The following is a 25,212-nucleotide window of genomic DNA, read 5'->3' as shown; positions in this document are numbered from 1 at the left end:
TCGCCGCGTGGGGCGGCACCGGCCTGATCATCTGGTTCTGGTATTGGCTGTTCTCCAACATCGGTACTTTCTGAACGGTGGACCGGGCCGCCGGAACGCATGGGATGCCCCTGATGGCTGAAGATTCCGCGGCGATGGCCCTGGAACGGAGCTGCTCCGTGACGGCCGTCGCGCTCAGTGAGCAACGTCGCGAGGGCGTCCGGCTCGTCACCGGTGATCGGCGTTGCTTCGGTCTGAATGCCGCGCTCACGTTCGTTCATGTTCCCTACCCCGCGACCGGCCTGTCGAACCCCGGCTGGACACGCAGAACCCTGACATGCGGTGTGGCCCTTCAATGTTCGCCGTCGAAAGAACGAATCACCGAATATCGTCTGAATGAGTTGTCCGCTCGCGAGCTGCGTGCGCTCACGCTTGTCGAAGCCGGCGTCGCGCTTGGCTGGATAGCATCGCGATGGCCGGGCCTGCTGCCCGAGCTGCAGCGGCTGCTTCCGGAGATCGATCCCGAAGCCGGCGATATGGCCGCGGAACACATGCTCAACAGGGCAATTGCGTTGGCGGCCAAAGAGCAGGCATTGACGGTTCATCCACTGCTGGGCAATCTGCCGCTGGCTTACACGATGCCGCAGGGTGTGACCGACCGGTTGCGTCGCAGCTTCGGCAGGATGCCATGGACGACAACGCAAAAGCGCCTTCCGCGGCCGTACTCGGTTCCCGTCGGCGGCGACGGCGGCGTCCGCAATCCCAACCTGCCACCGCCGAGCCGGCCCCAGGACAACGATTTCGACGTCACGCCAGAACACCGGCCCGGTATCCCCTATCCCGAATGGAACATGTGGACAAAGCGGTTCATGCACGACCACGTCGCCGTGATCGAGCGTGCAGACGCCCGGCGCAGTCGCCGTCCTGTGCCAGTAGCCGTCGACGTACGGAAGTGGTTCGAAGAACACACCCATCGTGCGATGACAAATCGCCTCGAGGACGGCTCCGACCTCGACGTCGACCAATACGTCAACCACTACATCGACCTGACCACCGGCGAAGCCAAGGAGCCGAAGATATTCCGTGAGTTGCTGCCCAGCACCCGTGACGTCACGACGGCAGTACTGCTTGACGGCAGTTCCTCGCTCGGGGTGCACGGCGGGCGAATCTTTCGACTGGAATTGGCCTGTGCCGACGCGCTTTCGCGCGCCATGACACTGGCGCGCGAGCGACACGGCGTCTTTGTATTCACCGGCAATACCCGCCATCGGGTCGAGGTCCATTGCCTCAAGGACTTCGAAGACCGCCGGCTGGTGGCTCCAAGCGGGCTTGGCCTGTCCACCCGCGGATACACCAGGCTCGGCGCGCCGCTGCGCCATTTGACGAGCCGACTCCTGGCGCACGCCTCCGAGCGTCGGCTGCTGATCGTCATCGGCGACGGCCTGATCTCCGATGAAGGCTATGAAGGCCGGTACGCCTGGGCGGATGCCGCGCACGCCGTCGAGGAGGCTAACGACGCCGGCGTGTCGACGTACTACCTCGGGGTCGGACCGACCCGGGTTGATCCCCTTCCCGAGGTGTTCGGTCCCCGACGGTCGCAACGAATCCAACGTGTAGAGGAGCTCCCGAGGGTGTTGGCCCATGTCCATCGTGAACTGGTCGCCGCATGAACGCTGCCACCGATCTCTATTTCGCCAACGGCAACGAAGTTCAGCTGTTCGAGCAGGCCTTCCGCCAGCGCATGCCCGTGATGCTGACCGGCCCAACGGGATGCGGCAAGACACGTTTCGTCGAGCACATGGGCCTGCTGTTGCAACGACCGGTCGTCACCATCAGTTGCCACGACGACCTCACCAGCTCCGACCTCGTCGGCCGCTTCATGGTGACCGGTGGCGACGTGGTGTGGACCGATGGCCCGCTGACCCGGGCCGTGAAAGCCGGCGCGATCTGCTATCTCGACGAAGTCGTCGAAGCTCGCCACGACTCGCTGGCCATCCTGCATTCGCTCACCGATCACCGGCGTGCGCTGTACCTCGACCGCGCCGGCGAAGTCGTGACGGCACCGGACACCTTCATGCTGGTGTGTTCCTACAACCCGGCGTATCGCAGCTCGCTCAAGGAGCTCAAACCGTCGTTCCGCCAGCGGTTTGTCACACTCGCGATGAGGTATCTGTCCCCCGAGCGCGAGGCCGAAGTGATTGTCGCCGAGGCCGGAATTCCCCTCACGACGGCGCGGCGGTTGGTCGAATGCGCGGTTGCCATCCGCACGGCCGACGAAGCCTTTCACTTCGAGCCGCCGTCGACCAGGGTGTTGGTCACGACCGCGCACCTGATCGCCGCCGGCGCAACCGAATTGGATGCGGCCGATGCGTGCATACTCGCGCCACTGAGCACCGACGGCGCAGTCACCGACGGACTTCGTGAAGTCGCGGCAGCCAGCCTGGCCGCCACCGACGCCCCGAGCGCGACCCCATGAGAAAGGAGCCCGGCATGGACCAACAGGAACAGAAGCGCAAGAGGGCGCTCATCGTCTTCCAGATCTTCATCTACGGCTACCTGCTGGCGATGTTCGGCATCCAGCTGTACATGTCATTCGCCCGAGGGTGGTGGGACCTGTGAAACCTGTTGCCGCGCAGGCAACCGGCTCGGTCAGCTTCGAGGATCACCACGACGAGTCCCGCCAGGCACAGCGCCGCGCCGACAAGTGGATGATCGTCGGCGCGGCATTGATGGGCATGTGGGCGCCGGGCCTGATCGGATTCCCCATCTTCATGCGCGGGGTGTGGCTGCAGCGCCAAGCGCTGCGCGCCGGCCTGTCGGTGCGGCCCATGATCGTGACGCTGATCGGTTATCTGGTCCTCATCGACGGAATGCTTAACAGCCTGGGCTGGGCCCTGGACCTGGTCGCCAACCACACGTTGATCAACCGGGTCCTGATGGTGGGCTGGGGCAACATGTTTGATGCGGGCTACTTCTGGCACTACAACGAGCTCTGCGTCGGCGGCGCGGCGGGACCGGGCGAGAAGGCCTACGTGGCCGGGCTGATCCTCACGGTGTTCTCCATGCGGGTCGCCGCGGCGATCGGGTTCCTACAGATGAAGCGGTGGGGCCATCAGTGGATGGTCGTCACCTGCTGGATGGGCGTGGTGATCTGGTCCGCCTACGTCTTCAACATGACCATGTTCGCCGACGTGCGGTACGCCGGCGTCGTATTCCCGGTCATCGGCTGGTGGCTCTACGACATCTTCTACATCACCCCGTTCCTCGCCATCCCCTACCTGCACACCGTCAACCGCGAAATCTTCACCGACTAGGCCTCAAGGAGCTGTGCCATGACCGCACCGTCGCCCACCGAAGAACAAGAACCGACCACGGATCTCGAGCCGGGTACCACGCCGTACTACGCACGCATGCACAAATGGATCAAGCGGGCCGTCTTGGTATGCCTGGTGGCACTCGTGCTCGAAGGTGCGTTCACGTTGCCCTTCATGGCCGTCTATTACGGCTACCCCACGCTTAGCCTCACCCAAATCTGCAGCGAGCTGCTCAAGATTCGCTACTCCAACGACACCCTGGAGTGCAAGTATCCGTACCCGCCCTTCGGGCCGCCGGAGGGCGCCGAGGGCAAGGCCACCGCGCAGGACGTGTGGGGCATCCAGCCGATACCGAAATACCACAGGCTCGGGTTCCGCGAACTCGTCAAGATCCACAACGATAGGCTCGCCCGCCAGGCCGCCCAACAGCACGCAGGGTCACACCCTTGACGTACCGCGTCGTCCAGTGGACGACGGGAAACGTCGGCAAGAGTTCGGTGCGGGCGATAGCCGCCAATCCCACACTGGAGCTCGTCGGGTGTTACGCCTGGTCGCCGGAGAAGGCCGGGCGCGATGTCGGCGAGCTGTGCGGAATCGAAACCCTCGGCGTGAAGGCCACCAACGACGTCGAGGCGCTGCTCGCGCTGAAGCCGGATTGCATTATCTACAACCCGATGTTCGCGAATGTGAACGAGCTGGTTCGCATCCTCGAAGCAGGTATCAACGTGGTGGGCACGGCCGGGTTCGTCACCGGCCATTTCCTCGGCGAGGGCCGCGAGCGGATCGCGCGGGCGTGCGAAGCGGGCGGATCGAGCATCTTCGGCACTGGCATCAACCCCGGCTTCATCCAACTGTTGACCATCGTGTCCGCGGGGCTCTCCGACCGGGTGGATAAGGTTTCGGTGCTGGAATCCTTTGATACCACGATCTATAACTCTCCGGCGACCGAGATACCCATGGGCTTCGGCTATCCGATCGATCAGCAGGACCTCCCGGCCGTCACCGAGAAAGGATCCGGCATCTTCCGCGACGGCGTGTTACTGCTCGCCGACGCCCTCGGCGTCGAGCTCGACGAGGTCCGTTGTCAAGCCGAGTACGCCCAGACCACGGAGGATCTGCACCTGCCCGGAGACTGGACCATCGCGAAGGGTTGCGTCGCCGGCATCCACGTTCGCTGGACAGGGATACTGGCTGGTCGAGAGGTCATCGAAATCGGCGGCCAATGGCGAAAAGGACAGACGCTGGAACCGGATTGGCCGCTGGACATGGGTTACACGGTCGAGGTGCAGGGCCGCCCGACCATCAGAACCACGCTGAGTTTCCTCCCACCGCCGGACTTTGACGGTACGACGTTGGACGACTACATCATGCTGGGCCTCACCATCACCGCAATGCCGGCGATCACCGCGATACCCGCCGTCATCGCCGCGCCGCCCGGCATCACCACCTACACCGACCTACCGCTGCTCCTTCCGCGCGGAGTCTTGACAACCAGTTGAACAGAAAGCCGGGCCATGACCGCAAAGCAAGAACCGTCGCTGCATCATGTCGTCTTCGCCGTGGCCCCGGAACGACATGCCGACGCGACGCAGATGTTCAGCGATCTGGGATTCGCCTTCGAGCCCCTTCAGCTGACCGAGCTCGGCTTGGACATCGACCTCGACTGGAGTCGGGGTATCGAGCTGATCAGCCCGATACCCGGGTCGACCGGGCAGGTGGCCGGCGCGGTGGCTGAGTTCCTGCAACGTCACGGCGACGGCGTGTACACCGTGGTGATCGGAGTGCCGGACGCCTCTTCTGCTGACGCTGTGGCCGAGCGCTACGGTGCGACAGCTCGATTCCGGCAGCACTTCGAGGGCGAGGGCTCCTACCTCGACGAAAACGACGTATCGATCCTGGGCCTGCCCCTGACGTTCCTGGCGACCAACATTCCGTGATTGGAGTAGCACCGTGACCGTCAACACCGCACCAGCGAGCGTCTTCGACGCCGATCTACCGACGCTGCGCTACGACGTTACCGACACGCCCCAGGAGATCTATCCACAATTTCGGGCCGCCCAGCAGGTGGCACCGATCGCGCTGGGTCCCGTGGGCCCGGAGGTGCTCTCCTATGAACTTGCCCGAACCGTCCTCGGCGACCCGCGATTCGTGATCCCGCCGGGTATTCACCTCACCGCCCACGGTGTGACATCGGGTGAGCTCTGGGATCGTGTCGTTGCCAGCATCCTGTGCATGAACGGCGCCGCGCATCGCCGGTTGCGCAGCCTGGTGTCGAGGGCATTCACACCCCGGGCAACCGCCCGCATGGACGAAACGATCCATGCGGTCATCAATGAGCTCGCCGACGCGGTTGTCGCGGAAGGAAGTTGCGAGTTCGTGGAGCAGATCGCGCGCCCATATCCGATTCCAGTCATTTGCGCTCTGCTGGGTGCGCCACGGGAAGATTGGCAGCTGTTCTCGAAATGGGCAGAGGACATCTTCAAAGTGGTCAGCTTCGACTGCAATCTCGCCGAGGAGGAGCCTAAGGTTCTGAAGGCCTGGGACGCTTTCGATGAATACGTCGACGCGATGATCGCCAATCGACGCGGGGCGCTGACCCACGACCTACTCTCGGAACTCATCCGGGCAGAAGATCAAGGCGATCGCCTCGACGCCGGTGAAGTCAAGATGCTGGCGTTCAGCATCCTGCTGGCCGGAACCGACACCACCCGAACGCAGTTGGGCGCCTCGATGCAAGTATTGTGCGAGCACCCAGAGCAGTGGGCGTTGCTCCGCGACAAGCCCGAGCTCGGAATGAGAGCCGTCGAAGAAACGATGCGCCACTCCCCGTCGATGTGCAGCACCCTGCGCAGTGTCACCGATGACGTCACAGTCGGTGACTACACCTTCCCGGCCGGCACCTTCATCATCGTGAACACCTATGCCGCCAACCGTGATCCGTCGATCTACGAGGACCCCACCCGCTTCGACATCACTCGCAACGATCCGCCGCCCATCTTGACCTTCGGTGGTGGAGCTCACTACTGCCTGGGCGCAAATCTTGCCCGGCGGGAACTCTCTGAAGCGCTCAAGATTCTTTCCCGCCGCCTGACGCATCCGCGGTGCACCGAAAAGCCGCCGTGGCGGCCACTTCTCGGCATGAGTGGGCCCACGCGCCTACCGCTCGAGTTCGATACCTGAAGCGCGATAGGTGGGGTGCCAGAAGCTCAGTTGTGCGGCGAGATGCCGCACATCAGTGTGTCTATCAGTCCGTAGTAGCGTTCGGTGGTTTCATGGGCTGATGTCGTAACGCTGAGCATCCGGTAGAGCGTGGCTCCGATTAATGCGTCGGCGGCGGCTTCGACGTCCGCATCCCCCCGAACCTGGCCCACCGAGATTCCGACGCGTAACCGATCTGACACTGCATCGTGGAAACGGCTGGTGAGTTGGCGGTATAGGGTGTCGCGGTCGCTCAAGTCTTCAGCAGCGGCAGCAGCGAGAGCGCGGATGAGGGCGACGTTCTCGGCAGCCGAACCGATTTCGGCATACGCGCGCATCCATGTTCTCAAGTCCTCGACCGTGTTTCCCGTGTCCGGAAGCGCGAAGTCGGTCTGGTCGTAGGCCTGCATGACCGCCTCGGCCACCAGGGGACCTTTCGACGGCCAACGTCGATACACCGTTTGGGTACCCACGCCGGCGATAGCGGCGACCTTGTCCATCGAGACTCCGCTGTAGCCGGCTTTGACGAGAAGCGACCGGGTGGCTTCCAGGATCGCCTCGTGCACAGCCGCGCTCCGTGGTCGTCCCCGCCGGAATTGGCTCACATAGAGAACCTAGAGCAATTGCTCGACGTCGCGCCTAGGCAACGGCACCACGATGTGTCACGATTAACGAGAAAATTTATCTCGTAATTGATACTGGTCGTCGCCGACGGGCGTGCGTCTGATCGTGAAGGTGGATACATGCACGAGCAGCTGTGCGTCATCACCGGAGGCGCGGGTGGCATGGGACTGGCCGCGGCCAAGATCGTCGGGCAAGACCGGCTGGTCGTCGTCAGCGATGTCAGCCCTAGCCGGCTGGAGGCGGCGTCAGCCGAACTTCAGAGCCTCGGCATCGACTGCGTGGCGGTCGACTGCGACGTGACCGACCGCTCTTCGGTCGCCGAGCTGATCGCCACCTCGACATCGTTGGGCTCGGTGACCTCGGTGATCCACACGGCGGGTGTCAGTCCCAGCATGGGCGATGCCGAGCACATCCTGCGCATCAACGCGTTGGGCACGGTCCATGTCAACGAGGCGTTCCTCCCGCTGGCGCGTGAGGGGTTCGCCATCGTCAATGTCGCGTCCATGGCCGCGCACATGTTCCCTCGGCTGCTCATCCCCAAGTGGCGGTTCAAGGACGCTCTGCGCAACGAGGACCGCTTCATGGCGAAGGTGACCTCGGCCTGCAACATCATGCCGACCGGAATGCGCCCCGGTTTGGCGTACTCCATCAGCAAGAACTTCGTGACGTGGTACTGCGCCTCTCAAGCGGCCCGATTCGGCAGCCGCGGTGCCCGGATCGTCTCGGTTTCTCCGGGCAGCATCGACACCGAGATGGGCAGGTTGGAGGAGCAAGCCGGATCGGGTGCGATGGTGAAACTGGCCGCGTTGAAGCGCTTTGGAAAGCCCGAGGAGGTCGCCGAAGTGCTGGCTTTTTGCGCTTCGACCAAAGCCGGCTACCTCACCGGTGTGGACATCGCCTGCGACGGTGGCGTTCTGGCGGCGTTCACGCTCAAGAACATGATCGCGACCGCGCGCAACGCGTAGCCCCGCGAAGAAGGACAACATCGCCATGGCGGACATTGACACTCGCGGCGAACGCGCACGCCGAGCGCTTGGCCTACTGGGCGGCCTGATCGGCGTGGCGCACTTCCTCGTTCCGTGGATCTTCGATCCCTTCAATCGCCTCGGTTTCCCCCACCACGCTCGCACTTTCACATACGTCAACGGCGCGATCGAAACGGCGCTCGGCGTTCTCATGCTGCGCCCGCACACGCGTCGACCAACGCCGATATTGTCCGTTTGCTACATCACCTACTTGACGATCAGCATCCTTCGTACCCAACTCCGCACGCGACGCGGCGACGGTCGCCCAGTTCAGCGATCAGAATAGGAACGACGGTGTCGATCACAGAGACCGCCCAGAAGGCGACCAAAACCCTCAGACCAGTCGCTGGTCTCGTGCGGATGAATGTCGCCGCCGCCGTCCGGACCCGCCGACGCGGCTACAACGGTTGGACCGGCGCGATCAACACCGACTACGACCCGCAGGACCCTGCCACTGCCGCGGACCCGTTCGACGCGTACCGCACCCTGCACCGAAGCGGCCGCGTGCACTACAACCCGAGGCGGGCCGCCTTTATCATCAGCCGCCTTGACGACGTGCGGGCCGCGTTGCGCGACACCGAACAGGTCACCAGCACCCAAGGGGTAACGCGCCTGCGGATGTCCGGCTCATTGGCGGTGCTCACCGATGGTGAGGAACACACCCGGCTGCGCAAGCAAGTCCAGCCCGGATTCAGCAAGGGCGCCATGAAGTCATGGCAGGAGATGACCGAGAAGCTAGCCATCGAATTGGTCACCGATGTGCTGAATGACCAAGGCTGCGATGTCGTGCAGCGCTTGGCCATACCGATGCCAATACGCTTGATCGCCCAGATCCTGGGCGTACCCGACACCGACGTCGGCGACTTTCGTCGTTGGTCCGAACGCGCCGTTGGAGTCATGGAACTGAAGCCCACGCTCTCCGGTGTCGTCGACGCGGCCAAGTCGATATTAGCGATGGTGGCGTTACAACGTTATTTCACAAGCCAATTCGCAACCGGCGGACTCAAAGGGTCCAACACCGTGCTCGGGCGGCTCATCGAGCACAACAACGACGGCAGCCTCACCGACACTCAGCTTCTGCTGATCGCCATCCACCTACTGATCGCAGGCAACGAGACCACGACCAACCTCCTGGGCGGAATGTTCGACACGCTCGCCCGCCATCCTGACCAGTACGACCTGATCCGCAACAACCCCGACCTCATCCCCCTCGCCGTCGAAGAGCAGTTACGGGTCACCACACCCATCCAAAACCTCTACCGCTACACCCGGGCCGACTACCGGATCGGCGACGTCACCATCCCCACCGGATCACGTGTGCTGCTGTCCTTCGGCGCGGCCAACCGCGACCCCACCGCGTTCGACGATCCCGACGAGTACCGCGCCGACCGCGACCCGCGTGCGCACGTCGCCTTCGGCTACGGCGCGCACATGTGCCTGGGAGCACCGCTGGCCCGAATGGAAGCCCAAGCCGTACTACGGCAACTCGTCACTCGCGTCGCCCGAATCACTCCAGCGGGTCCGACGCAATGGTCGAGCCACAGCTCGCTACGCGGACCGACCCGCTTGCCGATCCGCCTCACCCCCGCCTGACGTAGACCATTGCTGGTACGCCGAGGAGAGCCAGCCTCCTAAGTGGTCACTTCGAGCACTTGTATTTCGCCGGTCGTGCCGTCGACCTCGACAAGCGCGCCGGGCGGCAAAGTCTTGGTGGCGCCCGCAACGTCCACTACACACGGGAATCCGAACTCGCGGGCCACCACCGCGGCGTGTGACATCGGGCCGCCGAGTTCGGTCACCACGGCGGCGGCGTAGCAGAATGCCGCGGTGTATCCGACGTCGGTGACCTCCGCGACAAGGATCTCGCCGGGCTGCAGGTCGTCGATCGTTTCGGGCCGCACGATACGCACCCGGCCACGCACCTTCCCCCCGCACACGCCGACACCGCGCAGCGTTTCCCCGCTGGTGAGAGCCGCCGACGTCGTTGTGGTGGGTTGCCAGGTCCCACTGAACACGGTCGGCGGAACCACGGCGGCCAGCCGGCGTTGTTCGGCCCGGCGCCGGGCCACCAGCTCGCCCACATCCGGCGGCAGCGCATCGAGCTCGTCGACGAGCAGATAGAACACATCGTCGGCGGTATCGAATGTCCCGGCCTCGACCAACCTGCGCCCGTACTCGCGCATTAGGTTCCGTAACACCCAGTTGGCCCGCACCACCTTGTCGCGGCGTACCTCGCGGTCGCGGAGCTGTCGCGCTGCCAGCTGTGCGATCGGCTTGGCGTGCAGTGGAATCGGGGCTCGTTGCGGCTGGGGCGGCGGCGGGACACTCATGGCTCTGGTCACCATCCGGACCAGCAACTCGGGATCATCGGCGTAGCTGATCGACAGCATCTCGAGTTCGGCGGGGCCACGATGCCCGATCAGCGCAAGCTCGGCCAGTACGGCGGCGTGAAACTCCGGCGCCTCGACGGCCAGCTTGCCCAGCCGCTCACCCGGTTCGGCCAGCAGCGCTGTCACTTTCGGGTCGCGCTGTGCGGCAACCACCAACCTCCGCATTGCCTCGACCGAACGCGCGCTGACCAGTTCTGGGCCCGCCGGCGCAGCGGTGTCTCGACCACACAGACCGCGCAGCAGGACGTTGAACGCGGCGCACAACATGAACGACGCGGATGCCAGCACCCAGCCGTGCACCACGTCGTCGCGCGCCAACGAGATCAGGCTGAGCAGCCGGCCTTCATCCAGCCGGGTGACGTCGTCGGCCAGGCGTTCCAGGTGATCAACATCGGCAACGAACTCGTGGGTGTCTTTGGACGAACCGCCGGACAGGCCGATGAGGTTGACGCCGAATACCCCGATGTTACGAACGGTCCGCAGTTGCTTTCGGATGCGGCTGATTTCGGAGCGTGGGCGCTCCGCACCGAAGATCGGCAACGATGCCATGCTGGGGCCGAAGAATCCGCTGTTGCTGACGATCATCGCGGGCTTGGCAAACGGTACGGTTTCGGCCATGTAATGCGCCGAGGTGATGGCACCGTAGAGCCGGTGGGCGAAAACGGCGACGGTCCGGGTGGCGATTTCGCGCTGGACGATGCCGCCGGGCCGCAGCCGCTCGGCGATGGCCACGCCGCCGGCGCGCAGCCCGCGCACGGTCACCGATGCTGACGCCGGCGAAAACGGGCCCGGTAGCGCCTCCGACAAATTGGTGGCCAGGAAGGTCGGAAAGCGCGGGTCGATCGGGGTATCGAACTCGCCGTTATCTCCCACTGGGCCAGCCCAATTGGGTTTCACCCCGTCCTCGGTCGGTGCGTCAACGGAGGGGAGATCGCCGATGTGGGCCATCCGCCAGGGCACCGACACCACCCGCTTGCCCACCGTTACCCGGCCGCGCACCGCGAGCGCCAAATCTTCGACACATTCACCGGAGTTCCACGCCGGCCGGAATCCCCACTGCTCACGCAACCGCGCGGTATCCATGAACGCCGCGCCGTGCACCAGTTGCAGCTCGGCCAGCTCGAAGCCGAACCGCACGACCGGGCGTCCAAGCGCCGCGGCGAGGCGCTGGAACGTCAGCTCGCCCGAGGCCGCGAGATTAACGGGGCCAGTGCCGATTTCGGTGTCCACGATCGCCCGGTTGAATAGCCTGAGGGCGTCGTCGAGGTGCACGATCTGCATGAGACGGTCGGCCGACCCGTCGGGGAACACCGGCAGGGCCAGCAGCCGACGCACCCAGTTATCGACGTTTCGGCCGACAATCAGCGCGGAGCGGACCGCGACCCATTCCAGTCCCGACTCCTCGAGCATCTGCTCGACCCGGGCCTTGCATTGGCCCTCTGCGCTCACCGGCGTTCTCGCATCGTGCTCGGTCTTCGGCGCGTCTCCCCCACCGTAAACATGTGGCGACGATGCGAAAACGATCCTGCTGGCCCCGGTTTCGGCCATCGCCCGCAGAACGTTGCGGGTGCCTTCGACGTTGACCTGGTGGCTGATCCGGGCGTCGGCGCCCGGGCTGTTCGCCCACGCGCAGTGGGCGACGACGTCCGCGCCGGCGATCGCGCGGTTGACCGTATCAGCGTCCCGGACGTCGGCTGCGACGAATTCGGCTGCACTGAGCCAGCTTTCGGGCCGATGACGAGCGAATCCGGTGACGTCATGGCCCTGGCTGAGCAAGCGGGAGGTCAGGCCCCGGCCGAGCACGCCGCCGGCGCCGGTGACGGCGACTCTCACTGATTGGCCCTGTGCAAATTCATGGCTATTCGTCGTCGTCCATCAGCGCCGCGTTGACCAGATCCTCGAGGTCCATGTCCGCGATGTCCTTCTCCGAGGTCACCGGGGCGGCCGGCGACTGTCCGTCAGCTCGGCCGCCGTCGGCCTCATTCGCCAACGCGAGCAACAGCTCCAGCACCCCGGCCTGTCGCAGGCGCTTGACCGGGATCGACCCCACGGCGCGCTGGATTTCGGCTTCCCCGGGCGCGGCGGCGGGACTCTGTTGCTCGGCCGCACCGACGAGTTCCCGATGCATGTAACCGGCCAGCGCGGCGGAGTTGGGATAGTCGAAGATCAGCGTCGGCGACAGCGCCAAGCCGGTGGCTGATTTCAGCCGGTTGCGCATCTCCACCGCGGTCAGCGAGTCGAAACCCAGCTCCTGGAATGCGCGGTCCGGATCGATAGACTCTGGGCTGGAGTTGCCGAGGACGGTGGCGATGTTGGCACGCACCAAGTCCAGCAGAACCGCCTGTTGCTCGTCCCCGGGCAGCCCTTCGAGGCGCTGCAGCAGAGCCGATTTCGACTTCGCCGCGGCCAGCGAGTCGTCGACCTGCCGCCGGGTCGGCGCGTTGATCAGATCGACGAACATCGGCGGTAGCGTCCCGCCGTCGAACTTGACCCGCAAGGCGGCAAGGTCGATGTGGGCGGGCAACAGGAACGGCTCGTCCACGATGAGCGCGGTGTCTATCAGTTCGAGCGCCTCGTCGGAGGACATCGCGACGATTCCGTCGCGGCCGAACCGGGCACGATCGGCGGCACCGAGCGCTCCGGTCATCGCGCTGGCCTGATCCCACAGACCCCAGGCCAGCGACATCGCGGGCAGCCCGTGCGTGCGCCGGTGCACGGCCAACCCATCGAGGAACGAGTTCGCCGCCGCGTAGTTGGCCTGACCCGACGCTCCCGCCAGTCCCGCCATCGACGAAAACATCACGAACGCAGACACATCGAGGTCACGGGTCAGCTCGTGCAGGTTCCATGCGGCATCGACCTTGGCCCGCAACACCGCCTCCACCCGCTCGGGAGTGAGCGATGAGATCACCGCGTCGTCGACTACGCCGGCTGCGTGGATCACACCCGACAGCGGCCGTTGCACCGGAATATCGGCGATCACCTTGGCCAGTGCCTCGCGGTCGGCGGCGTCACACGCCACCACCTGCACCTGCGCGCCGGCGGCGTTGAGTTCCGTCACCAGTTCGGCGGCGCCCGGCGCGTCGAGACCGCGCCGGCTCACCAACACCAGGTTCCGTGCGTCGTGGCGCGTGACCACGTGGCGGGCCAATGCCGAACCCGCCATCCCGGTGGCGCCGGTGATCAATACAGTGCCGGCCGCCCAGGCGTCCGGCATGGTCATGACGACCTTGCCCACGTGGCGGGCCTGACTCAGATATCTCAGCGCAGCCGGCGCGCGGCGCACGTCGAACCTGGTCACCGGCAACGGCCGCAGCACGTCGTCACCGAACAATGTGGCCAGCTCGTCGAGTATCTGCGCGATCCGGTCCGGCCCGGCCTCGAACAGATCGAAGGCGCGGTAGCGAACACCGGGGTGTCCCTGAGCCACCGCTTCCGGCTCGCGCATGTCGGTCTTGCCCATCTCCAGGAACACGCCGCCGGGGGCGACCAGTCGAAGGGAAGCGTCGACGAAGTCGCCGGACAGCGAGTCCAGCACCAGGTCCATGCCGCGCCCACCGGTGACCGACCGGAACTTGTCCTCGAAATCCAGGCTGCGGGAATCCGAGATGTGATTCTCGTCAAAACCCATGGCCCGCAATGTGTCCCACTTACCGCGGCTGGCGGTGGCGAACACTTCCAGGCCCAGGTGGCGGGCCAGCTGCACCGCGGCCATTCCCACCCCACCGGTGGCGGCATGCACGAGCACCCGCTGGCCCCGCTTGGCGGTGGCCAGGTCCACCAGCGCGTAGAAGGCGGTGGCGAACACCACCGTCGTGGTGGCGGCCGCGGTGTGCGACCATCCAACCGGCACCTTGGCGAGCAGGCGCTGGTCGGTCCTGCCGATCGTGCCCGTGCCATCGGGGAACAGGCCCATCACGCGGTCGCCGACCGCGAAACGTCCACTGTCCGGACCTGTTTCGATGACAACGCCGGATGCCTCGATGCCCATGACGGCGTCCGGGTCCGGGTAGAGCCCCAGCGCGATCATCACGTCGCGGAAGTTGGCGGCCAGGGCCGAGAGGGCGACCCGAACCTGCCCGGGCGCCAGCGGGGCGTCGGCGTCCGGGATGCGTTCCAACCGCAGATTCTCGAACGTGCCGTAACTGCTCATACCGAGTCGCCACGGCCCATCGGCCGGGGGGACCAGCAGGCCACCGACGGCGCGACTGCCATGCACCCGCGCGGTGTACACCGCGCCGCCGCGCAGCAATACCTGCGGCTCGCCCACCGACAACGCCGCTCCGACGGACTCGTCGTCCAACCGGCCATCGGTGTCGACGAGCACGATGCGGCCGGGGTGCTCGGTCTGCGCCGAGCGCACCAGTCCCCACACCGCCGCGCCCGCAAGATCGGTGACGTCCTCCCCCGGCAACGCCATCGCGCCGCGGGTCGCCACGACCAGGGTGCCCGCGCCGTCGCGAGCCAGCCAGGATTGCAGCACCGGCAGGACCGCGCGCGTGGCCGCGTAGACGTCGGCCACGACATCGTCAACCACCGGCACCGATTCGAAGACCACCGCCGACGGCTGCGTCGTGGAGTCACCTGATTCCGTTGCGCCCCAAGGCGATACCGCGACAGGCTGCACCGACGTCGACCGCTGCGCCGACCAGATGACCTCGAAGAGCCGGTCCGGTCCCGAACTCGAGACCGCCGCCAGCAGCTGCTGGTCGGTCACCGGCCGGGCCACCATCGACGCCACCGAGAGCACCGGCAGCCCCAACCCGTCCGCAAGTTCGATCGACACCGCCGAATCACTCACCGGCACGATCCGCGCCCGCACCGCCGTCGCGCCCGCGGCGTGCAACGAGACCTGCTGCCAGGAGAACGGCACCAACATCGAACCTTCGGGCAGTTCGTCGCCATCGGACGACAAGATCACCGCGTGCAGTGCCGCGTCGAGCATCACCGGGTGGACGCCGAACCCGACCGCCGAAACCCCCGTGTCCGCGGGCAGGGTCACCTCCGCGAACACTTCGTCACCGCGACGCCACATCGAGGTGAGGCCGCGGAACGCGGGGCCGTAGCCGTATCCGCGCTGGGCCAGGCGTTCATAGCCGTCGCCGACGTCGACCGCGGTGGCACCCATCGGTGGCCACACCGACAGGTCCGCGCTCGGCTGCACCTCGCCCGCACGCAGGACGCCCTCGGCGTGCAACGACCAGCCTGAACCCGCGTCGGCACGCGAAAAGACCGACACCGCACGGGCACCCGATTCGTCGACGCCGCCGACGACGACCTGCACCGCGACCGACCCGGAGCCCGGCAATACCAGCGGCGCCGCCAGATTCAGCTCATCGACAACGCCGCAGCCCACTTCGTCACCGGCGCGGATCGCAAGCTCCACGAATCCGGCACCGGGAAACAGCACCACGCCACCCACGGCGTGGTCGGCCAACCAGCCCTGCGCACTGGGCGACAACCGGCCCGTCAAGACCACCCCGCCGGACGCCGGCAGTTCCACCACCGCACCGAGCAGGGCGTGCTCGCCGGGCGCGAGCCCCAACCCCGCGGCGTCGACCGTGGCACCGTCGCCGGAGAGCCAGAACCGCCGGCGCTCGAACGCGTAGGTGGGCAGTTCCACGAAATTGGCTTTGCCGATGGCGCCGCGCCAGTCCACGTCCATGCCGGCGACGAATCCCTGCGCGACCGCGGTGGTCAGGGCCACCGGTTCCGGGCGGTCCTTACGTAGCGCCGACATGGTTGTCACCGCAGCGTCGGGGAGCGATTCTTCGATCGATGCCGTCAGCCCGCTGCTGGGGCCGACCTCGAGGAAGCGGTTTGCGCCGGCCGAATGCACGAAGCGCACGCTGTCGGCAAACCGCACGGCTTCGCGAATGTGCCGTTTCCAGTAGGCCGCCGAAGCGAAGTCGTCCGCCGCAAGCTGGCCGGTCAAGTTCGACACGATCGGTATCGTCGGGCTGCCGATGGCCAGCCCGGCCGCGACCGTACCGAATTCGTCGACCATCGGATCCATCAACGGTGAGTGGAACGCGTGGGACACCGCCAACTGGTGGACACGGCGCCCGTCGGCGCGAAGTTGGCCCGCAATCGCGGATACCGTGTCCTCGACGCCTGAAATGACCACCGACGTCGGCCCGTTGACGGCGGCGATGCCGACGCCGGGAACCAGCAGCGGGCGCACTTCCTCCTCCGTGGCCTGCACGGCGATCATCGCCCCACCCTCGGGCAGGGCCTGCATGAAGCGGCCGCGAGCGGCGACCAGTACCGCCGCGTTCTCCAGCGACAAGACACCGGCGACGTGCGCGGCCGACAGCTCACCGATCGAGTGCCCCAGCACGAAGTCGGGGTGGACGCCCCAGGATTCGAGCAACCGGAACAGGGCGACTTCCACCGCGAACAACGCGGGCTGGGCGAATTCGGTGGTGTTCAAGATCTTTTCGTCGTGGCCCCACATGACTTCGCGCAACGGCCGCAGCAGATGCCGATCCAATTCGGCCACGACGGTGTTGAACGCCTCGGCGAACACCGGGTAGGCGGCGTGCAAACCCATGCCCATGCCGAGCAGTTGGGCGCCCTGGCCGGGGAAGACGAAGACCGTCTTACCGCCGGGCGTGACCGTGCCCTGGACGACCGATCCGAGTTCACCGCCGGCCAACTCGTCGAGGCCGGCCAGCAACCGCTCGCGATCACCACCGACGACGACGGCACGATGCTCGAAGTTCGACCGGCCCGCCAACGACCACGCCACATCACCGGCGTCGAGGTCACCGCGCTGGCGTAGGTACTCGGCGAGCCGCGCGGCCTGAGAGCCCAACGCCGGCAACGATTTCGTCGACACCACCCACGGCAACACCGGCGCCGTGGCGCGTTCCACCACGGCCGCGGCCTCGACGGGCGCGGCCTCGATGATCACGTGCGCGTTGGTGCCGCTGATCCCGAATGACGACACGCCGGCGCGGCGCGGACGTTTCGCGCTCCAGGGCTGCGGCTCGGTCAGCAACGCCACCGATCCCATCGACCAGTCGACGTGCGGGCTGGGTTCGTCGACGTGCAGCGTCGCCGGCAGCAGGTCGTGACGCATCGCCAGCACCATCTTGATCACCCCGGCCACACCGGCAGCGGCCTGCGTGTGTCCCATGTTCGACTTGATCGACCCCAACAGCAGCGGCTCGCCGCGGTCCTGCCCGTAGGTGGCCAGCAGCGCTTGTGCCTCGATGGGATCGCCCAACGTGGTTCCCGTGCCGTGGCCTTCGACCACGTCGACCTCGGCCGCGGACAATCCGGCATTGGCCAGCGCGGCGCGCACCACTCGCTGCTGGGACGGACCGTTGGGCGCGGTCAAGCCGTTGGAGGCGCCGTCCTGGTTGATCGCCGAACCCCGCACCACCGCCAGCACGGGGTGACCCAGTCGCTGCGCATCCGACAAGCGCTCGAGGACGAGCATGCCGCCGCCTTCGGAGAACCCGGTGCCGTCGGCTGCCCCCGCGTAGGCCTTGCACCGGCCATCCGCGGACAACCCGCGCATGCGGCTGAACTCCACGAAGATGTCGGGTGTGGCGTTCACTGTGACGCCGCCGGCCAGCGCCAGGTCGCACTCGCCGGAGCGCAGCGACTGCGCCGCCATGTGCAACGCCACCAACGACGACGAACAAGCCGTGTCCACCGACACCGCCGGCCCCTCCAGCCCCAGCACATACGACACTCGGCCCGACGCGACACTCGACGACTGCCCGGTCAGGCGGAAGCCCTCCGCGGCCGGGGCGGCGCCCATGCCGTAGCCCTGCGTGTAGACCCCGGCAAACATGCCCGTCGCGCTGCCCCGCAACGCACCGGGCTCAATCCCGGCCCGCTCCAAGGCTTCCCATGACAGCTCGAGGAACATCCGCTGCTGGGGATCCATGGCCAACGCCTCACTCGGCGCGATGCCGAAGAAGGCGGGGTCGAAGTCCGCGACTCCGTCTACGAAGCCTCCGGTGCGGGTATAGCAGGTGCCCGGAACATCGGGATCCGGGCTGTAAATGCCGGCCAGATCCCAACCGCGGTCGGAGGGGAACTCCGAGAGCACGTCGCGGCGCTCGATGAGCATCTGCCACAAATCGTCGGGAGAATTCACCCCGCCCGGATAGCGGCACGACATGCCGACGATCACAATCGGGTCGTCGCCGACGGCGCGAACGACCGGGGCGGAAGTGATTTCTTGTGGCACCCCGGCAAGTTCGCTGCGGATGTAGCCCGCCAGCCCGTTCGGTGTCGGGTAGTCGAAGATGAGGGTGGGTGAAAGCGCCAGCCCGGTAGCCGTTTTCAGCCGGTTACGCATTTCGACCGCGGTCAGTGAGTCGAAGCCCAGATCCTGGAACGCCTTGTCCGGGTCGATCGCTTCGGGCGTGGTGTTACCCAGCACCGTGGCGATGTGTGAGCGGACCAGGTCCAGGAGTACCGCGTGCTGTTCCGGTTCTGGCAACCCGTGCAGACGGTGCGCCAGAGCCGATTTCGATTTCGCGGCAGCCAGCGAGTCGTCGACCTGACGCCGCGCCGGCGCGTTGACCAGGTCGGCGAACATCGGCGGCACCGCGGCAGCGTGAGCACGCAACGCGTTCAGGTCGATGCGGGCGGGCGCCATGAACGGCTCGTCGACAATCAGTGCGGTGTCGAACAATTCCATCGCCTCGTCCGAAGACAGGGCCAGGATCCCGTCGCGACCGAGGCGGGCGAGGTCGGCCGCGTCCAGCCCACCGGTCATGGCGCTGGCCTGATCCCACAGCCCCCATCCCAGTGAGACCGCGGGCAGCCCAAGGGCCCGCCGATGCGCGGCCAACCCGTCCAGGAAAGAGTTGGCCGCCGCATAATTACCCTGCCCCGACGATCCGACCAGGCCGGCCATGGACGAGAACATGACGAACGCCGAAACGTCGAGATCACGAGTGAGCTCGTGCAGGTTCCATGCTGCATCCACCTTTGCGCGCAACACCGCATCGACTCGGTCCGGAGTCAACGACGTGACGACCGCGTCGTCGAGCACACCGGCGGCGTGGATCACCCCGGTCAGCGGTTCGCTCGCCGGAATATCGGCGATCGCCGCGGCCAGCGCCTCCCGGTCGGCCGCGTCGCACGCGACCGCGCGCACCCGGCAACCGGCTTCTTCCAATTCCGCGATCAACTCGGCGGATCCCGGCGCATCAGGGCCACTGCGACTCAGCAACACCACGTTCCGCACACCGTGTCGCGTGACCAAGTGGCGGGCCAGCGTCGAACCCGCCATTCCGGTGCCACCGGTGATCAGCACGGTGCCGGCCGCCCAGGTGTCGGGAACCGTCATGACTACCTTGCCGACGTGGCGGGCCTGGCTCAGGTACCGCAACGCCGCGCGGGCGCGTCGAATGTCGAAGGTGGTCACCGGCAATGGTCGCAGCACACCGGCGTCGAACAGCCCGGCCAACTCGATCATCCACTGATGCATGCGGGGACGGCCGGGCTCGAAGAGGTCGAAGGCGCGGTAGCGCACGCCCGGATATTCCTGGGCGATCACGCCCGGATCGCGGATGTCGGTCTTGCCCATCTCCAAGAACACGCCGCCGGGGGCGACCAGCCGCAGGGAGGCATCGACGAAGTCGCCGGCCAGTGAATCCAGCACCACATCCATCCCGCGGCCACCGGTCACCGCCCGGAACTTGTCCTCGAACTCCAGGCTGCGGGAGTCCGAGATGTGGTCGTCGTCGAAGCCCATGGCCCGCAACGTGTCCCACTTACCCCGGCTGGCAGTCGCGAATATCTCGAGACCCAGATGCCGGCCCAACTGGACCGCGGCCATGCCGACCCCGCCGGCGGCCGCATGCACCAATACCCGCTGGCCCGGCTTGACATCGGCCAGGTGGACAAAGGCCATGTAAGCGGTGGTGAAGACGGCCGAGATGGCGGCGGCCTCGGCGTATGACCAGTCCGCAGGCATAGGCTGCAGCAGGCGTACGTCGCCGGCGACCAACGTGCCGCTTCCGTCGGGGAAGAAACCGTAAACCGAGTCGCCGACGGCGAATTCGGTGACACCCGGGCCGACCTCGACCACCACGCCGGCGCCTTCGCCGCCGAGTAGCGCGTCGTGGGTGAACATGCCCAGGGTGATCATGATGTCGCGGAAGTTGGCGGCGATAGCGCGCAAGGCCACCCGAACCTGACCCGGCTCCAATGGCGCGTCGGCGTTGGGAACCGGCTCCAGCCGCAGGTTTTCGAACGTGCCGGCGTTGCTGATACCCAGGCGCCAGGGTCCCTCGTCCGGGGGAACCAAGAGATCGTCGACCGCGCGGCTGGGCCGCACCCGCCCCGTATGGACCTGACCGTTGCGCAGCAATACCTGCGGCTCCCCGACCGCGAGCACTGAAGCGACCGCCTGAGCATCCAGCGGCACATCGGAATCCACCAGGACAATGCGACCCGGATGCTCGGTTTGCGCCGAGCGCACCAGACCCCATACCGCCGCGCCGGGCAGATCGGTGACGTCCTCCCCCGCCAATCCCACGGCGCCGCGGGTCACCACGACCAACACACCGGCGTCGCGCTCGGTCAGCCACGACTGCACGGCGGCCAGCGCCCGGTGGGTACGCTCATACGTTGCGGTGACCGGATCCTGTTCGGTGCCAACCGATTCCAGAATCTCGTAGGCCGCTGCCGGGTTCGCCGTGGCCGGCACGGTTGCCGGCGACCACGCCAGTTCGAACAGTCGCTCGGGCCCCGAGCTCGACACCGCCGCGCGCAGTTGCCGCTCACTGACCGGGCGGGCAACCATCGCGCCCACGGACAACACCGGCAGGCCCAGCCCGTCGGCGAGCTCGATCGAGATGGAGGCGCCCCCACCGGTCTGTGTGCCCCGGCTGGTGGGCGCAATCCGGGCGCGGACCGCGGTCGCACCCGCGGCGTGCAGCGAGACGTCCTGCCACGAGAACGGCAACATCACATCGACGGGCTGGCCCGCCGCCTGCTGGGCCATGATGACGGCGTGCATCGCCGCGTCGAGCAGGGCCGGGTGCACGCCGAACCCGCTGGCGCCTCCGGCCGCGTCCGGCAGTCGCACCTCGGCGAACACCTCGTCGCCGCGGACCCACGTCGCGGTCAATCCCCGGAACGCCGGGCCGTAGCCGTACCCATGCGCTGCCAGGTGGTCGTAGCCGTCGGCCACGTCCACCGCGACCGAGCCCTCGGGCGGCCACACTGACAGATCGGCGCCGGGCTCGATCGATCGGGAGCTCAAGACCCCCTCCGCGTGACAAATCCATCCCGAACCGGCGTCGGCGCGGGAAAACACCGAGACTGCGCGCCGTCCCGAATCGTCACTGGGACCGACGACGACCTGCAGGGCAACCGAACTGGAGGCAGGCAGCATCAGGGGCGCCTGCATCGTCAATTCGTCGACCACCGAACAGCCGACTTCGTCGCCGGCCCGGATCGCCAACTCGACAAACCCCGCGCCCGGGAACACGGCCGCGCCGGAGACCGCGTGATCGGCCAGCCACCCCTGCAGGCTGGGCGACATACGGCCCGTCAGCAGCACCCCGTCGGAAGCCGGCAGCTCGACGACCGCGCTGAGCAACGCATGCTTGCTGGTCTCGAGCCCCAAGCCCGCGGCGTCGGCTCCGATGCCCTCGCCGGACAGCCAAAACCTGCGCCGGTCAAAGGCGTACGTCGGCAGCTCCACGAAGCCCGCCCCGGACAACACACCACGCCAGTGCACGCTCACACCGGCCACGAATGCGGCGGCGGCCGACGTGACGAACCGCTCGAGGCCGCCGTCATCGCGGCCCAGGGTGGGAACCACGATGACCTCGGGGTCGCCGACCGAGTTTTTCAGGCAGTCGTTCACGGTGTCTTCTATGCCGGCGATGAGCGCGGGATGCGGACTGGATTCGATGAACGTGCGATACCCGTGCTCGCATGTGGCCCGCACCGCTTGGTCGAACTGCACGGTTTGCCGGATGTTGCGGTACCAGTACGCTGCATCCAAACCGGCGGTGTCCAAACGGTTTCCGGTCACCGTGGAAAAGAAGGCAATGCGGGAGGAACTCGGCTCGATGCCGGCCAGTGCCTCGGCCAGCTCATCCCGGATGGCCTCGACCTCGACCGAATGCGACGCATAGTCCACGTCGATCCTGCGAGTGCGCAGCTCCAGGTCGGCGCAGAACCCGACGAGTTCGTCAAGCGCGGCCACCTCGCCCGATACCACTACCGCCGAGCGGCCGTTGACGGCGGCGATGCTGACGCGATTGCCATAGGGCGCCAACAGTTCCCGTGCGCGTTCGGTGCTGCAAGCAATGGAGAGCATGCCACCGGAGTGGGCCAGCGACCGCAACAACTTGCTGCGCAGCGTGACCACCCGAGCGGCATCGCGCAGCGACAGCGCGCCCGCGACATACGCCGCGGCGATCTCCCCCTGCGAATGGCCGATCACCGCGTCCGGGTTGACTCCGACCGATTTCCACAGTTCTGCCAGCGACACCATCACCGCGAACAGCACCGGCTGCACCACGTCCACGCGATCCATGCCGGGGGCGCCCGGGACGCCACGCAGGACATCGACCAGCGACCAGTCGACGAATTCCGCGAACGCCTCCGCGCACGCGTCGATCTGCTGCGCGAATACCGGTGCGGTGTCCAGCAATTCGATGCCCATGCCCAGCCATTGGGAACCTTGGCCGGGGAACACGAAGACGTTCTTGCCCGCCGGCACCGCGCTGCCCTGAATGACCGTGCCGGCCGGGTCGTCACCGGCCAGCTCGTCCAGCCCGGCGAGCAACCGCTCCCGGTCGCCACCGACCACGACGGCCCGATGCTCGAAGGTCGCGCGCCCCGCCAGCGTCCAGGCCACGTCGGCGACGTCCAGCTCGCCATGGCCGCGCAGATGTCCGGCGAGCCGGGCCGCCTGAGACCTCAACGCCGGCAACGATTTTGCCGACACCACCCACGGCACCGCAACGGGCTGCGGGCGGTCCGCCAGCGGCTCGGGCGACGGGACCGCCTCGATGATCACGTGTGCATTCGTGCCGCTGATCCCGAACGACGACACGCCCGCCCGTTGCACGCGCCGACTCGCCGGCCACGGCTGCGCCTCGGTCAGCAACGAGACCGCTCCCGCCGACCAATCGACATGCGGGCTGGGCATGTCCACATGCAATGTCGCCGGCAACATTTCGTGCCGCATGGCCTGCACCATCTTGATCACACCGGCCACGCCCGCCGCGGCCTGCGTGTGACCCATGTTCGACTTGATCGACCCCAGCCACAGCGGCTCGGACCGGTCCTGGCCGTACGTGGCCAACAACGCCTGGGCCTCGATGGGGTCGCCCAACGTGGTTCCGGTTCCGTGGCCTTCCACCACGTCGACGTCGGCCGCCGACAAACCGGCATTGGCCAGCGCCGCACGCACCACCCGCTGCTGCGACGGACCGTTCGGCGCGGTCAGCCCGTTGGATGCACCGTCCTGATTGACCGCCGAGCCGCGCACCAGCGCCAGCACCGGATGACCCAACCGCCGGGCATCCGAGAGCCGCTCGACGACGAGCATCGCGCCGCCCTCCGACCAGCCGACGCCGTCGGCCGCTCCGGCGTAAGCCTTGGACCGTCCGTCGGGGGCCAACCCCCGGTGGCGGCTGAATTCGACGAAGACCGTCGGGGTCGCGTTGACGGTCGCGCCGCCGGCCAGCGCCAGATCGCACTCCCCCGAACGCAAGGACTGCACCGCCATGTGCAACGCCACCAACGACGACGAACACGCAGTGTCCACCGACACCGCCGGGCCCTCGAGCCCCAGCACATACGACACCCGACCGGAAGCGACGCTGGATGTCATGCCGGTCAGCCGGTAGCCCTCGATCTCCTCGGCGAGCATGCCGTAGCCCTGGACGATGAGCCCGGCGAACACGCCGGTCGCGCTGCCCCGCAGCCCGCTGGGGTCGATGCCGCCCCTTTCCAATGCCTCCCACGACAGTTCCAGCAACATCCGATGTTGCGGGTCCATCGCGAGCGCCTCGCTCGGCGCGATGCCGAAGAACGCCGGATCGAAGTCGGCGACACCGTCCACGAAACCGCCGGTCCGCGCGTATGTCTTGTGGCGGGCGTCGGGGTCGGGGTCGTACAGGCTCGCCAGGTCCCAGCCGCGATCGTTGGGGAACTCCGTGATCACATCGCGGCCGTCGGCCACCATCTGCCACAGCTCTTCCGGTGTCTCGACTCCGCCCGGGAAGCGGCAGGACATACCGACGATCGCGATCGGCTCGCTCGACCGCTCCAGCAGCGCACGATTGGTGCGTTTCAGGCGCTCGACCTGGACCAGCGCTTTGCGCAGCGCTTCGGTCGCATGCTGGAGTTGATCCACCATCACTACCTCTCGCCTAACTTGGCCGTCAGCTGCCTCGATGCGACTCTCGCCGAGTCACGGAATTTGCTGCACGATGCGATGCCGTGCCGCTCTCCGGCCCAAGAATGTCGCTGGTGAGTATGGCCAACTCTGACGGTATTTCAAAACGTCCGATGCTCCCGGCTGCTACAGGAGAACCGGCTTCGGCGTGAGGCACGCCTTGTCCCAGGGGATCCGGAACGCGCCGTTGCGCCCGCGGGTGTCGAGGCATCTCGTGACCCCGGTACGCCGGGATACAACTGACGCGCCATCCATGGCGCGACTGTACCCGGCTATGCATC

General features: G+C 66.7%; 14 protein-coding genes. 11 read left to right on the top strand and 3 right to left on the bottom strand.

Annotated features, from left to right (window positions below):
• The first annotated feature begins 113 nt into the window (after positions 1–113).
• The 8 genes from A5773_RS07415 to A5773_RS07385 are packed head-to-tail and all read left to right on the top strand — an operon-like array spanning position 114 to position 6,473.
• Positions 114–1,649, top strand: coding sequence for a nitric oxide reductase activation protein NorD (locus A5773_RS07415; protein WP_067790477.1), 1,536 nt, complete (start codon positions 114–116; stop codon positions 1,647–1,649).
• Positions 1,646–2,455, top strand: a complete 810-nt coding sequence (locus A5773_RS07410; protein WP_067260681.1) for a CbbQ/NirQ/NorQ/GpvN family protein — start codon at positions 1,646–1,648, stop codon at positions 2,453–2,455. Before A5773_RS07415 ends, A5773_RS07410 begins: the two co-directional genes overlap by 4 nt.
• A gap of 14 nt (positions 2,456–2,469) precedes the next feature.
• A complete protein-coding gene (locus tag A5773_RS26645; RefSeq protein ID WP_255360743.1) occupies positions 2,470–2,598 on the top strand; it encodes a hypothetical protein in 129 nt (42 codons plus the stop codon).
• Positions 2,595–3,293: a hypothetical protein gene (locus tag A5773_RS07405; RefSeq protein WP_067790390.1), complete on the top strand. Its 699-nt coding sequence runs from the start codon at positions 2,595–2,597 to the stop codon at positions 3,291–3,293. Before A5773_RS26645 ends, A5773_RS07405 begins: the two co-directional genes overlap by 4 nt.
• 18 nt (positions 3,294–3,311) lie before the next feature.
• Positions 3,312–3,743: a hypothetical protein gene (locus A5773_RS07400; protein ID WP_066948933.1), complete on the top strand. Its 432-nt coding sequence runs from the start codon at positions 3,312–3,314 to the stop codon at positions 3,741–3,743.
• A complete protein-coding gene (locus A5773_RS07395; protein ID WP_066948936.1) occupies positions 3,740–4,792 on the top strand; it encodes a dihydrodipicolinate reductase in 1,053 nt (350 codons plus the stop codon). Before A5773_RS07400 ends, A5773_RS07395 begins: the two co-directional genes overlap by 4 nt.
• A gap of 15 nt (positions 4,793–4,807) precedes the next feature.
• Entirely contained in the window at positions 4,808–5,230 is a 423-nt protein-coding gene (locus tag A5773_RS07390) for a hypothetical protein (protein WP_066948938.1), read from the top strand.
• Between the two features lie 13 nt (positions 5,231–5,243).
• A complete protein-coding gene (locus A5773_RS07385) occupies positions 5,244–6,473 on the top strand; it encodes a cytochrome P450 (protein ID WP_066948946.1) in 1,230 nt (409 codons plus the stop codon).
• A 26-nt stretch (positions 6,474–6,499) separates the two neighbouring features.
• On the opposite strand, the gene A5773_RS07380 is transcribed toward A5773_RS07385, so the two are convergent.
• Entirely contained in the window at positions 6,500–7,057 is a 558-nt protein-coding gene (locus A5773_RS07380) for a TetR/AcrR family transcriptional regulator (RefSeq protein ID WP_232001815.1), read from the bottom strand.
• A gap of 177 nt (positions 7,058–7,234) precedes the next feature.
• Here A5773_RS07380 and A5773_RS07375 point away from each other — a divergent pair, with 177 nt between their 5' ends.
• The 3 genes from A5773_RS07375 (at position 7,235) to A5773_RS07365 (ending at position 9,733) form a co-directional block, all read left to right on the top strand.
• Positions 7,235–8,080: an SDR family oxidoreductase gene (locus tag A5773_RS07375; protein ID WP_156659269.1), complete on the top strand. Its 846-nt coding sequence runs from the start codon at positions 7,235–7,237 to the stop codon at positions 8,078–8,080.
• Positions 8,081–8,105: 25 nt separating this feature from the next.
• Entirely contained in the window at positions 8,106–8,426 is a 321-nt protein-coding gene (locus A5773_RS07370; RefSeq protein ID WP_082948139.1) for a hypothetical protein, read from the top strand.
• Between the two features lie 74 nt (positions 8,427–8,500).
• Entirely contained in the window at positions 8,501–9,733 is a 1,233-nt protein-coding gene (locus A5773_RS07365) for a cytochrome P450 (protein WP_082948138.1), read from the top strand.
• A gap of 38 nt (positions 9,734–9,771) precedes the next feature.
• On the opposite strand, the gene A5773_RS07360 is transcribed toward A5773_RS07365, so the two are convergent.
• Complete coding sequence (locus A5773_RS07360) at positions 9,772–12,363, bottom strand: sugar epimerase family protein (RefSeq protein WP_067790381.1); 2,592 nt, start codon at positions 12,361–12,363, stop codon at positions 9,772–9,774.
• Positions 12,364–12,388: 25 nt separating this feature from the next.
• Positions 12,389–24,892 carry a type I polyketide synthase gene (locus A5773_RS07355; RefSeq protein WP_067790378.1) on the bottom strand — a complete coding sequence of 4,168 codons (12,504 nt, stop codon included), beginning with the start codon at positions 24,890–24,892 and terminating at the stop codon, positions 12,389–12,391.
• Positions 24,893–25,212 lie beyond the last annotated feature (320 nt).

It is taken from the genome of Mycobacterium sp. 852014-52450_SCH5900713 (assembly GCF_001667075.1).
GTDB lineage: Bacteria > Actinomycetota > Actinomycetes > Mycobacteriales > Mycobacteriaceae > Mycobacterium.
Note: the sequence above shows the minus strand (reverse complement) of the source record. Positions and strands in the feature narration are given on the sequence as shown.